Annotated in this window: 11 protein-coding genes; 3 read left to right on the top strand and 8 right to left on the bottom strand. The window is 38.9% G+C overall.

Annotated features, from left to right (window positions below; all coding sequences use genetic code 11):
- Nucleotides 1-104 precede the first annotated feature (104 nt).
- Nucleotides 105-1,427 carry an MFS transporter gene (locus AC1PJ9_RS12040; RefSeq protein WP_311087382.1) on the top strand — a complete coding sequence of 441 codons (1,323 nt, stop codon included), beginning with the start codon at nucleotides 105-107 and terminating at the stop codon, nucleotides 1,425-1,427.
- Nucleotides 1,428-1,430: 3 nt separating this feature from the next.
- Nucleotides 1,431-2,066, top strand: coding sequence for a 2-polyprenyl-3-methyl-6-methoxy-1,4-benzoquinone monooxygenase (gene coq7 / locus AC1PJ9_RS12035; RefSeq protein ID WP_004791519.1), 636 nt, complete (start codon nucleotides 1,431-1,433; stop codon nucleotides 2,064-2,066).
- A gap of 44 nt (nucleotides 2,067-2,110) precedes the next feature.
- Here coq7 and AC1PJ9_RS12030 read toward each other — a convergent pair whose 3' ends face one another.
- Nucleotides 2,111-2,659, bottom strand: a complete 549-nt coding sequence (locus AC1PJ9_RS12030; RefSeq protein WP_004791516.1) for a DUF2799 domain-containing protein — start codon at nucleotides 2,657-2,659, stop codon at nucleotides 2,111-2,113.
- Nucleotides 2,660-3,068: 409 nt separating this feature from the next.
- Between AC1PJ9_RS12030 and AC1PJ9_RS12025 the strand changes: the two genes are divergently transcribed.
- On the top strand, nucleotides 3,069-4,493 hold the full coding sequence (locus AC1PJ9_RS12025) for a glutamine synthetase family protein (RefSeq protein ID WP_311087381.1): 1,425 nt from the start codon (nucleotides 3,069-3,071) through the stop codon (nucleotides 4,491-4,493).
- Between the two features lie 76 nt (nucleotides 4,494-4,569).
- Here the strand turns inward: AC1PJ9_RS12025 and AC1PJ9_RS12020 are convergent, their stop codons facing one another.
- The 7 genes from AC1PJ9_RS12020 to folB all read right to left on the bottom strand — a co-directional run bounded on the left by AC1PJ9_RS12020 (nucleotide 4,570) and on the right by folB (nucleotide 13,400).
- Nucleotides 4,570-5,286, bottom strand: a complete 717-nt coding sequence (locus AC1PJ9_RS12020) for a response regulator (protein WP_004791511.1) — start codon at nucleotides 5,284-5,286, stop codon at nucleotides 4,570-4,572.
- A gap of 11 nt (nucleotides 5,287-5,297) precedes the next feature.
- Complete coding sequence (locus AC1PJ9_RS12015) at nucleotides 5,298-7,952, bottom strand: ATP-binding protein (RefSeq protein ID WP_311087380.1); 2,655 nt, start codon at nucleotides 7,950-7,952, stop codon at nucleotides 5,298-5,300.
- 38 nt (nucleotides 7,953-7,990) lie between these two features.
- The gene (gene kdpC / locus AC1PJ9_RS12010; protein WP_311087379.1) at nucleotides 7,991-8,596 is read right to left on the bottom strand and encodes a potassium-transporting ATPase subunit KdpC; all 606 of its coding nucleotides are present in this window, start codon (nucleotides 8,594-8,596) and stop codon (nucleotides 7,991-7,993) included.
- 13 nt (nucleotides 8,597-8,609) lie between these two features.
- Complete coding sequence (gene kdpB, locus AC1PJ9_RS12005) at nucleotides 8,610-10,649, bottom strand: potassium-transporting ATPase subunit KdpB (RefSeq protein WP_311087378.1); 2,040 nt, start codon at nucleotides 10,647-10,649, stop codon at nucleotides 8,610-8,612.
- A gap of 8 nt (nucleotides 10,650-10,657) precedes the next feature.
- Nucleotides 10,658-12,367, bottom strand: a complete 1,710-nt coding sequence (gene kdpA / locus AC1PJ9_RS12000; RefSeq protein ID WP_311087377.1) for a potassium-transporting ATPase subunit KdpA — start codon at nucleotides 12,365-12,367, stop codon at nucleotides 10,658-10,660.
- 258 nt (nucleotides 12,368-12,625) lie between these two features.
- Nucleotides 12,626-13,063, bottom strand: a complete 438-nt coding sequence (locus tag AC1PJ9_RS11995) for a 2-amino-4-hydroxy-6-hydroxymethyldihydropteridine diphosphokinase (protein ID WP_267530722.1) — start codon at nucleotides 13,061-13,063, stop codon at nucleotides 12,626-12,628.
- Nucleotides 13,020-13,400 carry a dihydroneopterin aldolase gene (gene folB / locus AC1PJ9_RS11990; RefSeq protein WP_004791498.1) on the bottom strand — a complete coding sequence of 127 codons (381 nt, stop codon included), beginning with the start codon at nucleotides 13,398-13,400 and terminating at the stop codon, nucleotides 13,020-13,022. The genes AC1PJ9_RS11995 and folB overlap by 44 nt, the downstream gene beginning before the upstream one ends.
- Between the last annotated feature and the right edge of the window lie 3 nt (nucleotides 13,401-13,403).

The following is a 13,403-nucleotide window of genomic DNA, read 5'->3' as shown; positions in this document are numbered from 1 at the left end:
CCATTGATTTTTCATTTAATCAAGCGTTAAAAATATCATACATGGTTTTCGATGCAAATTAACAATCGGTCACATTTTTTTATAAAACACAATGAAGTTTGCACATGATGAAACAAGATGAGCACCTGATGACATCACGTCGGTTCGTACCGATGTTTTTTACCCAGTTTTTTGGCGCATTAAATGATAACGTTTTTAAGCAAGCTTTATTATTAGTGATTACTTATGGCTTGATTCAACAGCAATCTGCCCCTGTAAGTACCCTCAATAATTTAGCAGCTCTCTTGTTTATTTTGCCCTATTTCTTTTTTTCGGCCACTGCTGGACAAATTGCAGATAAATATGAGCGCTCTCAACTCGTCCGTGGCATAAAAATTTTAGAAATTATTATTATGCTGATCGGTACTGCTGGTTTCCTGTTGGGGCACTTATGGTTGCTTCTTTTTGCCTTATTTTTGATGGGGACACATTCAACGTTCTTTGGTCCTATCAAGTACGCAATTTTGCCTGAAATTTTAAAACCGCAAGAATTAATGTCTGGTAATGCTCTGTTTCAGTCGGGCACATCAATGGCAATTTTATTCGGGATGATTTTAGGTGGTGCTGTAATTGCATCATCGCATGGGAACTTATTGTGGATTAGTCTTACTGTTGTGATTATTGCTTGTATTGGCTATTTATGTAGTCGCTTCATCTTGCCACAGAAAGTTGCTGCTCCCGATTTAAAGATTGATTGGAATTTTCTTCGCACAAGTTTTCAAACAATTAAATATGCTAAAAGCTTACCTTTAGTGTTCACCATTTTGTTAGGTAACTCATGGTATTGGTTTTATGGCGCTACTTATTTAACGCAAATTCCACAGCTTACCCAACAAAATCTGCATGCATCAGAAAATGTAGTCAGCCTTTTGCTTACTTTCTTTTCAGTCGGTATTGGCGTAGGTTCACTGCTTTGCCGTAAAATTGGTGGCTCAGAAATTAATATTAAAATGGTACCAATTGGTGCGATTGGTCTTACCGTTTTTGCACTCTACCTTGCTGCGAGTTTAGCTTTTTTACCCGAAAGAACTGGCACATTACTTACATTAAAAGATATTTTTACCCAAGGTTGGGTTTACTATCACGTCATGTTTGCAGTGACTTTACTTGGGATTAGCGGCGGTTTTTATATTGTTCCTTTATATGCCATGATGCAGGCTTATTCACCACGTTCACATCGTGCTCGTGTTGTAGCAGCAAATAACATTTTAAATGCCGTTTTTATGGTTTCATCTGCAATTTTTTCAATCTTAATCTTAAGTGTTTTAAAAATTGATATTAAAATACTATTTATTATTACAGCTGTACTTAGTGCTATCTTTAGTATTTGGCTTCTAGCACGTCTAAAACCAATGCTTGCCACAGCACATCTTTCTTTGGAGGACTAATTTATGCGCCACTATACTGGAATTGATCAGCTCATTAACTCTTTTGATCAAGCATTACGTAGTCTTGTTCCGGGTGCAACCGCAGCACAGCGCCAAAATCCGGCCGAATCGGTTGAAGCAAAACTAGGAGTAGAGGATGCTCGTCATGTCGCAGGCTTAATGCGTGTTAACCATAGTGGTGAAGTGTGCGCTCAAGCCCTTTATCATGGACAAGCATTAACGGCGAAATTGCCAAATGTACGCAAAGAAATGCAACAAGCAGCAATTGAAGAACAAGATCATTTAGCGTGGTGTGAAGTTCGTTTAAAAGAGCTAAATAGTCATACCAGTTTATTAAACCCAATTTGGTATGGGCTTTCGTATGGCATGGGCGCACTTGCGGGTATTGCTGGTGACAAATATAGCTTAGGTTTTGTGGCCGAAACTGAACGTCAAGTCAGCCTTCATTTACAAGATCATTTAAACCAGTTACCTGCTCAAGATGATCGTTCTCGTAAAATTTTAGAGCAAATGAATGAAGATGAATTACATCATCGCCATACAGCTCTTGAGGCAGGTGGTGTTGAATTACCATATGCAGTAAAAATTACGATGACTGCTATTTCAAAGCTAATGACAAAAACTAGTTATTATCTTTAAAAAAACAAAGGATTGATCTAATTCGGATCAATCCTTTTTAAATATTATTTTAAGCCGTGATCATATTTGAAACGTTCAATATCTCGAATTGAGTTCCAATAGTTTCGATTAATACGATCACGATCATTTTGTAATTCTCTTAAAAGCTTACGATAACGTTCACGCTCTTCTGGCTTTAATTTTTCGTTATAAGCACTGTCAGAATATTGCTTAAACTTTTCGTCATAACGATCATATTCATTTTTTGCATTATAGTAGTCGGAAGCTGCCTGATAATAAGGTCTTAAACGATTACGCTGCTCAACTGGGCACACATTGATATTGCCACTACCTTCTAAAGCACTATAAAAAATATTTGTTGGCTGACAATAATACCCTAAACCTTCTTTATACCCACGTTCATATGACTTTTGATCTGGAACAATATTGGCTTTTCCACATGCTTTGTAATATTGATCTAAACGTGGCGACGAACCTTTTGAACCATCTTTCTCACCCACTAATGACCAATTCGCAGTCTTACATTCTTCTACGCTCATTGCAGCACAACCTGAAAGGCTGATTGCTAGAATGGCTAAACCGATATTTTTCATATTAAGAGAACTCAAAAAATAAATTAAAAAAAACGCAAAAATAAAATTCCAGTAAACACCCTAAAAGGTCCTGCTCTATTCAAGACTTCAAAAATAAGTGCCTCACTGGATAAGCCTTAAGTTTAAATCAGTTTGACCCTCTCACCAAATTGAAAGGTCATAATTGTTAATATTGTTTAATTTTAAAAAAAAGCAAATTCGCAGAAATTTGCTCACTCTTAAACTACCTTTATACACTAATTTTACTTAAAATAATTACCTTAAAAATTAATTACAAGTTTATGATTATTAAAATAAAAAATTAAAACCACTCATGAATTACTCTTTAATCATTTTACTCTTTTTTTACGCGATTAACTTCCAAGGCTAAGGTAGGATTTTAGCTAAATAACCACCAAGGTTTTTTATAATGAGTACGCATATTTACCCAAGTTTAAACTTACAAAATCCTCACTTTAAGGCATTTAAAATATCAGATGATTTTATTCCACCAACACAACCTCATATTTTCAATTCCGAGCTTTTTTTAAAAGAGGTTGATGATTATTTAAGTTTATATCCTCACACTCAGCACATTGATATTTGTCTGCACGACTTAAACGGACATATTCGAGGGAAACGGATTGATGTTAAAAGTTTAAAGAATCTCTCTAATGGATGCTATTTTCCACTTTCTGTGTACGCTATGAGCCTAGATGGAAAAGTGATTGAAGAGACAGGTTTAGGAAAATATATTGGTGAACCAGACAGACTTTGCCTACCCATTTTAGGCAGCTTGCAACCCAGTGCATTATCTCCTGAATTGAATGCTCAGCTTTACCTATCCATGCAAGAAGAAGATGGTTCAGATTGTCATTATGAACCACGCAATATATTAAAAAAATTATTAAATCAGTTACATGCTATCAATTACTTTCCTGTTATGGCTGCCGAACTAGAGTTTTATCTTTTCTCACCTCAGCATCAGTCTGAAACCTGCATAGAAAACCAATGTTTCGATATAGATGCGCCAAATAACTATCAGCAAGTCCTAGATGAAGTTGAGAAAGCAGCCCTACTTCAATCTATTGAAATTACCGCAATTGTTGCGGAATCATCCCCTGGACAATACGAATTAAATCTTCAACACAGCCATGACATTTTAAAACTCTGCGATCAAATTAATGCTTTAAAAAGAATTGTAAAGCAAGTCGCAAGAAAACATGACTTAACTGCTTGTTTCATGGCGAAACCGAACTTGGCAAAGGCTGGTAGTGGCATGCATTTTCATATGAGCCTACTTAATCAATACCATAAAAATATATTTAGCTCAGAAGTACAAAAAGATGAGCTTTCAGCCAAATTATTGAGCGCGATTAGCGGACTCATTGAGTTAATGCCTGCATCTATGGCGATTTTAGCGCCTAATATTAATTCTTATAGACGTTTTAAAATTGGTCATCATGTGCCATTAGAAGCCAATTGGGATACCAATAATCGTAATGTCGCAATCCGTATTCCATGCTCAGATGTACAAAATCAACGTTTAGAATATCGGGTTGCTGGAGCCGACTGTAACCCCTATCTGGTTGCAGCGACTATTTTAGCTGGCGTGTCTTATGGCTTATCTCATAAGTTACCGCTGCCAAAACCTGCACATCTTTTAAAATTTCAAGACGAGCACATTTTATTAGCCAACAACCAACCAGAAGCCTTAAAAATATTTAAAGGAAGTCTTATTTTAAAAGGATATTTAGGCGCTGACTTTATCGAACATTGGTACACAGTTAAGCAAGCTGAATATCAAAACATTTACAGCCAAATGACTGAAGCAGAACAACATTGGGATATATAAATAAAAAAAGCAAAAAAAATATAAACCACTTTGCAAACCCTTAGGGAAAAATACCCTAAGGTTTTTTTACATCTAATTAATGATTTTTCTGTTGAGCTAAGAAACGTAATCCAACACCAGGCTCAGTAGCAATATAGCGTGGTTGAATCGCGTTATCCCCCAACTTACTACGTAACTTCCCCACTAAAATACGTAAATAGTGAGTATCTTCCTGATGGGTTGGCCCCCAAAGTTCTTTTAAAAGTTGTGGCTGTGTTAAAAGCTGACCTTGATAGCGCATTAATAACGTCAAAAGTTGAAATTCTTTTCGAGTTAAAGTAATTGGCTGTTGCTCAACCCAAACTAAACGTTGTGTGACATCAACTTTAAGATAACCATCGTCATACACATGTGCTTCTTGCTGAATCGGTTGGTTTCTTAAAATGACACGTATGCGCGCCAAAAGCTCTTGCACACTAAAAGGTTTGGTCATGTAATCATTTGCGCCAGCATCGAGCAGAGCAACTTTTTCATATTCATCGGCACGTACAGATAACACAATAACAGGTACATTCGACCAGCTACGTAATTCTTGGAGTACTTCTTTCCCGTCTAAATCGGGTAAGCCTAGGTCAAGAATAACCAAGTCGGCACCTTGGGTCGCCAATGTTTCTAGACCTTTGTAACCTGTCTCACAGAGCGTGGTCTTATATTTTTGTGTTCTTAAAGCGATGTCTAAAAATTTACGGATTTGAGGCTCATCATCAATAATCACAATACGTGTTTCTACAGGAGATGTTTCTGAAGTTATCATGACTTTACAACTTATTCTTTTACTGGATGAATGGGTAATCTGATTTGAATTAAAGTACCTTTATTTTGGCGCCCTGAAAATGCCTCTATTGTACCCATATGAGCACCAATAATCGCTTTTACGATTGTAAGCCCTAAACCTGTACCAAATTTTCCACGGTCTCCGCGCTCCATGGTGTAAAACATATCAAAAATGCGGTTTCTTTCGTCTTCAGGAATTCCTGCACCTCTATCTTCAATTTCTATTTTTACTTCATCTTCTGATGAAAGATGAGCACGAATCATGACTGGTTCATCTGGAGGTGAAAAGTTTGCGGCATTTTCTAAAACATTAAAAATGGCTTGCTCTACCAGTGCTGGGTGTACATATAAACTAATCGCTTGTTCAGGTAATTCAACCGACACTTGAGTATCTGGTTTATAGCGCTTTAAACGGCGGGTTGCAGAACCAATTAATTCATCCACACCAATCCAGTCTCTTTTTAAAGATAGACCTTCATGCCCCAAACGTGTCATGTCAAGTAGGTTTTGAATATAACGGTCTAAGCGCTCACCTTCTAAATGAATGGTTTCGAGTAAATCCTGTTGGTCTTGTTCTGACATATCAGCTTTAAAATGGGCAAGTGTGTCTGCTGCACCAATAATAGAAGCAAGCGGTGAACGTAAATCATGCGATACCGAAGATAATAAAGCAGAACGTAATCGCTCTGTTTCACTGGTGACTTTTGCTTGTTCAAGTTCATTGACCAATTGGGTGCGAAGAGCTGCTTGTGCAATATACTCAATTACACTTTCCGTCAGTTTCTTTTGTTCAAAATTTAGAGAAACCACATCATCCTTAAAGTAAATTCCCACAATACCTAGGCTATTTTTTTGCTCTAAAAGAGGTAAAAACCACCAGTTTGACTGGCTGAGTGTATCTGTAAAACGTCCACATGGTTGTTGATGTTTTAAGCACCAATCTGCCGCCACTTTTTCTTTATCGTTTAGCTCTATGTCAGATGAAATGACTCTATCTTGAATAGAAATCCACACCTTCGTTTGAAGTTGGGTTTCTAAAGTCATTCGACCTGTTTGCATAACTTCTTCAAGGTTTACTGCACTAGAAAGCTTACGCGCTAAATCTTGCATTACTGTAGTGTAAGCATTTGCAGCTTTTAAAGATAAAACCTGCTGACGTAATTGAGAGGCCAAACGCCCAGCGATTAAAGCTGCCGCAAAAAAAGCCACAACGGTAACTACACCTTGGTGTGCTGAAATTTGTAAGGTAAAACGTGGAGCAATAAAGAAAAAATTATAGGCCAAGAAACAAATAAGAGCGGCTACTACCGCAGCAAGCATTCTAGTTTTCGTTGCTACAATTAAAACTGAAATAATGAAAATGACGGAAAAGTCTTCAATACCTAAGAGAACTTCGGCAAAGTGAGCTATAAAAATACTTGCACACGTCACAGCTAAAACAAAAATACTTTCTTTTAATGATAAAAATGATGGCTTTTCAATCTGATTGATTTTTTTGGTACCCTGTTCTGGATGCAAAATGGTTAAAGCAATCGAGTTTTCTTGATTTAATAATTGCTGTGCTAAATTTTTCTTAAATAACTTTAGCCACCACGGCGAAATGCTTTTGCCAATAACCAGATTGGAAATTCCTCGATCCACTGCGGCATCCATTAATACTGACGCAACTCGATGGCCATATAAAACTTCTGTTCGACCACCGAGTTGCCGAGCCAATTCAAATGCACGATCAATCTCAATATATTCTTTTTTATAAGAACTCCCTGAACTCTGACCAAAGTCCAGACTTTTAGCTACATTCACTACCGTCCATGTAGCACCATTACGCTCTGCTAAGCGGCAGCCTGCCCGCACTAAATACTCAGAAGAACCTTGTCCGTCTATCGCAATCATCAATTCATTTTGCAGCGAGATAGACTTCAAACCTTTAGAGGCATAGCTCTCTTTTAAATCTGAATCGACATGCTCTGCAACGCATTGCATTGCCAGTTCACGCAATGCTGTTAAATTTGAAATGCTAAAAAAGCCTTGTAATGCCAAATTTGCTTGCTCTGGCACATAGACTTTTCCTTGATGGAGCCTTTCAATGAGTTCACTGACGGGTAAATCAATTAAGCGAATGTCTCGGATACGATCAAATACCCGATCTGGTACCGTTTCATTTACTCGAATCCCCGTAATCTGGTAGACCACATCATTTAGGCTTTCTAAATGCTGAATATTAATGGTCGTAAATACATCAATACCGGCGTCTAGCAATTCATTGACATCTTGCCAACGTCGTTCATGACGACTGTTTGGGACGTTACGATGAGCCAACTCATCGACCAAAACAATTTCTGGATGCCGAAGCAGAATAGCATCCAGGTCCATTTCTTCTAATGTATGCCCCTGATATTGCATTTCCTTTCTAGCAATTTCAGGTAAGCCTTCCAAAATTTTTAGAGTTTCTATTCTTCCGTGGGTTTCAACAATACCCACAACAACATCTGTGCCCTGTTGAAATAATTCTTTAGCGCGGGCAAGCATGGCATAGGTTTTTCCAACACCAGGTGCCGCACCTAAAAAGACCGTTAGTCGACCGGCTTGATATCTGTTGACATGATTTAATAAGGCCTCAGCCTGATTTTCGCGATTGCTTTGCACTTGATATCATCCGGTAAACTAACAACTTTATTTTTAAGTTAATGTGTAGATTGTAATTGATCTAAAGCAATATTGAGTTCTAATACATTAACACGAGCTTGCCCCAATACACCAAACTGCTTCGGTTCAATATGCTTTTGCAAAACCTCTTCCACAATCTTAGGGTCTAAATGATGAGCTTGAGCCACTCGAGTAACCTGTAACTGAGCAGATTCAGGACTAATATGCGGATCGATACCACTCCCCGATTTAGTCACTAAATCACTTGGAATTGGTGTATTACCTGTGTGATCTTGTTTTTTCACCGCAAGAATCTGAGCATCAATTTGTTGCTGTAGTTCAGGATTAGTACGAGCTAAGTTTGTACCTGCCATAGCCATCGGGTCATAAGCGACTGCAGAAGGACGTGGATGAAAATAAGCCTCTCCCACAAATGGCTGAGCGACTAATTTTGACCCTAGAACTTTATGGTTTATTTCAATCAAACTACCATTCGCTTGATTGTTAAATAGTACCTGTCCCGCACCTGTAGCAATCGCACTATAAACTGCACCGCAACCGACAAGTGTAAAAATTAATAATCCTAAAGATGCTCTTAAGGTCTGACCCAAATTTGCTTCTGAATTTTGTACATAAGTTTTCATTTCAACCTCCAGATTACAAACCAAATAATTGAACAATTACAACATCAATCGCTTTAATGGCAATGAATGGTAGAACCACACCGCCCACCCCATAAATCAACATATTTCGACGTAGTAACTGAGTTGCAGTTGAAGGTTTAAATTTCACTCCTCGGAGTGCGATTGGAATTAATAACGGGATAATAATCGCGTTAAAAATTAATGCAGATAAAATCGCGCTGTTTGGACTTGCTAAGTGCATTACATTCAATACTTGCATTTGTGGAATCGCAGCAGCGAACAATGCAGGCAAGATGGCAAAGTATTTAGAGACGTCGTTTGCTAAGGAAAAGGTTGTTAACGCACCACGGGTAATTAGCTGCTGTTTCCCAATCTCAACTACAGCAAGCAGTTTGGTCGGATCAGAGTCTAAATCAACCATATTGCCGGCTTCTTTAGCAGCTTGTGTACCTGAGTTCATAGCCAAACCAATATCGGCTTGTGCTAGTGCTGGTGCATCGTTGGTTCCGTCACCGACCATCGCAACTAAACGACCTTGTTGTTGTTCGGTGCGAATACAAGCCAATTTGTCTTCTGGTTTTGCTTCGGCAATATAGTCATCTACACCAGCTTCAGCAGCAATCGCGGCAGCAGTTAATGGGTTATCACCTGTGACCATGACAGTTTTAATACCCATTTCTCTTAAGCGTGCAAAACGTTCTTTAATACCGTGTTTAATCACATCTGAGAGTTCAATCACACCCAATACATGATGTTGATTAGAAACGACTAAAGGTGTTGCTCCTTTTTTGGCAACTTGTTCAACACGTGCTTTTAACTCTAGATCTTGCGAATAATCTTCATCTACAAATTTCAAGATTGCATCTAAAGCGCCTTTACGAATTTGCTCACCATTCGGTAAATTCACACCAGAAATTCGAGTCGAAGCACTAAAAGAGATAAATTCGGCTTGCTCAGGTTCTTGCTGTTTTAAACCCTGTTCTTTTGCTAACTTAACAATCGACTTACCTTCTGGTGTTGGGTCGGCAAGTGAACTCACCCAAGCAGCAGCTCTCAACTCAGACTCGGTTACCGAGGTTAAAGGATAAAAAGAAGTCGCTTGACGGTCACCATATGTAATGGTTCCTGTTTTATCGAGTAAAAGTACATCAATGTCACCCGCAACTTCTACCGCTTTACCTGATTTCGCCAAAACATTAGCTTTGAGCGCGCGGTTCATGCCCGCAATACCAATCGCAGGTAACAAGCCACCAATGGTTGTTGGAATTAAGCAGACCAGCAGAGCCACAAGCACGACTGGATCAAGTTCAATATGCAAATAATGAGCAATAAACGGCAAGCTAATCACAACAATTAAGAAGGTAATTGTCATCACCATTAACAAGAAGCCAAGTGCAATCTCATTCGGTGTTTTTTGACGATTTGAACCTTCAACCAAAGCAATCATACGGTCTAAGAAACTTTGGCCAGATTCCGCAGTCACTTGCACAACAATACGATCTGTAAGAACTTTCGTCCCACCAATAACACCTGAACGGTCAGTTCCAGCTTCACGTAACACGGGTGCTGACTCACCTGTAACCGCCGATTCATTAATGGTGGCAAAGCCTTCTACAATTTCACCGTCGGCTGGAACAAGCTCACCTGCATGAACTTCAATATAATCATTTAAATGAAGTTCAGTGGCTGCAACTTGAGTTGCTTGTCGGTCTGTCAAAGAATTAAGTCTTCGAGCAGTCAAGTTTTCTCTTGCTGCACGCAATGAAGATGCCTGTCCACGACCTCTAGCCTCTGCAACCGCTTCAGCATAGTTAGCAAATAAAATCGTAATAAACAAAATTGCTGTAACGACCAAACCAAACACCAGTGTGGCATATCCCATTAAGGTACTTAGAGCAGTGATTACTGTTCCAAGCCATACAATTGCCATGACTGGGTTTTTAATTGCATGCTGTGGTAGCAATTTTACAAAAGCATTTTTCCAAACTTCAAAACTTGGTACTGCCACAGTCGTTTTATGGCTATTTACATGAGTTTGTGTATTCATTTTCACTCGCCTCCTTAGCCTTTAACCAACAAAAGTTGATCGGCAATTGGCCCAAGGACAAGAACTGGCATAAATTGTAATAAGGTAAGCAGCACAACAATCGTAATCAGCGTTAAGGCAAAGGTTGGCGTTTCAACCTGAAGACTACCTGTTGTTTCGGGTGCTTTTCTTTTTGCTGCTAAACGTGTCGCAATCATTAATGGCAAAATTAAGGTCGGGAAGCGTCCTAAAAGAAGAGCAATGCTACAAGTGACATTCCACCATACCGTGTTGTCTCCAAGGCCTTCAAAACCTGAACCATTGTTGGCAAATGCAGAGACATATTCATAGAACACTTGGCTAATACCGTGTGGTCCAGGGTTTGTGATACCTGATAATCCCGGAATACTAAGACTCAAGGCTGTAAAAGCCAGAATAATAAGAGGCTGAATTAAGATAATAATCGCAAGTAACTTGATCTCTGCTGCTTCAATCTTGCGCCCAAACAATTCAGGGGTACGGCCTGTCATTAAACCTGCAATAAATACTGCAAGTAATAGATAAATCATAAACTGTTGCAGACCACAGCCCACACCACCCCAAATCGCATTAATCAACATATTGATGAGTTCGACTAAACCAGTAAGCGGCGCAGAAGAATCATGCATCATATTGACCGAGCCGTTATTCACCTGCGTAGTGATCGCTGCCCAAACTGCTGATGCGGCTGGTCCAAAACGTTGTTCTTTACCTTCCATTACGGCAAGTTGAGATGCTGTCGATGACATACTCTCAGACCAGACAGCCGCTGCACCTGAAATAATCGACATGAAAAGCATGCTGCCAAACACAAAGTAAGCAAATTTTTTACGCTGGGTAAAATGCCCAACCATAAAAATCACGGTAAGTGGAATAAGTAATATCGCAATCATTTCTAATAAATTAGAAAGCGGTGTTGGATTTTCTAAAGGCACACTACTATTTGGACCATACCAACCGCCACCATTACTCCCCAATTGCTTGATCGCTACCATTGGCGCAACTGGCCCTAAAGGAATTTTTTGGGTTTGTACTGTATTCGCCTTATCAATCAGCTGTACTTCAGGCCCGCCTTGGAAAGTTGCTGGTACACCTTGGCTATTGAGCAATAAAGACCAGACAAAACAGAGTGGAAGTAAGAATCGGACTGTAGGGCGAATTACATCTGCCCAATAGTTCCCAATTAAAATTTGGTCTGGCTGCTCGGCAACATCGGCTGCAATATGGCTTGGGCGCTGATAAAAGAAAGCTCTTAAGGTCGCGACCACCAAAGCCAGTCCCATCATTGGAGTAATGACTTGCAAGCCCACAATACCTGTCATTTGCGACAAATAAGATAATTGAGCTTGCCCAGAATAATGCTGTTGATTGGTATTAGTTAAAAATGAAATAACCGTGTGTAATGCTAAATCCCAACTCATATTGGGAGCATGATTTGGATTTAATGGTAACCATGCTTGTGTCATAAAAATAGCAAAAACGGCCACAGCTAGAAAAACACAGCTAACAACAAATGCTAGCGAATATTGTTTCCAGTTCATTTGTTGTTGTGAAGATATACCTAACAAGCGATAAACAGGATTTTCAATCCAGCGAAATAATCCATCGCCTACCATCGGCTTATTTGTCATCACTTTGGATAGATATTTACCGAGGCACCATGCTAGAAAAATAGCAATAAATAAAACAAGTATAAGTTCTAACATGGCTATTCTCCTCTATACCCCTTGGCTTGATTTGCCAAACTGGAAATAAGGAGAGATGAAGAAATATCATTTGTTTTAAGTCCGCATAAGACAATGCCAGACTGATGCAAGATGCGCATTTGAGAATTTATAAGCATCTTTATTGTCCTGAAATAACACTAATTTAGTGAATTTCAGTATGGATAAAATGCCCGTAAATTCTCTATTGAGGAAATCAAAGACCGCGTAAAGTTTGCGTAAAATCTAGTTTGAAAGCCTTTAAACTTTAAAATTAACGACTGGATAAAGCATACTATCAGCCTTTAAGGTTTCACAAGGCCAAAGTTCATATAAAGGAATTTTTACATCAAGCGCCAAAGGTAATTTTTTAGAATTAAATTGCATATGGTCCAGATCACTTCCCCATGCAATCAAATCTACATCTAAAGAAATATGATGCGATGGACGAACACGTCCCGAATCTGACTCAAGTTTCTTTAAAAAAGATTCTATTTGTCCACAGGCTAAAGTGCTTTTTAATAGACATGCTGAATTCCAATAATCATCTCCAATACCATCTCGGCATGGAATTTGATAAACAGATGAAAACTGCACTTTCCCCAAAGTTGCTAATTGCGTATACGCAAAAGTAAAGTGCTGATCTGCGTCTAAATTACTCGCTAGGGCGAGCGCAAAAATTGTTTCTGGTGCGTTCAAGACGAATTCCTACAGCATTAGCTTCTGCAATGATGGCGGGCTTACGGATGGTTATGGTAATTTTTTCAATTGTTGGAAAGGTTTCAAACAAACATTTCAAAACAAGATGTGCTGCATGTTCAATTAATTCAGGTTTGGCTTGTTGAATGGTTTGAGCCGATAACTCACAAATCTGGGCATAGTTGAGTGTGTCCTCAAGTTTGTCAGACTCTGCTGCTCGGCTCAAATCATTATGGATGGTTAAATCCAACATTAAAGGTTGAATAATTTGTCTTTCCCAGTTGAAACAGCCAATCACTGTCTCAACCTTCAAGCCTTCAATAATAATGGCATCCATAAA

Source organism: Acinetobacter sp. 70_2 (assembly GCF_056736115.1).
Note: the sequence above shows the minus strand (reverse complement) of the source record. Positions and strands in the feature narration are given on the sequence as shown.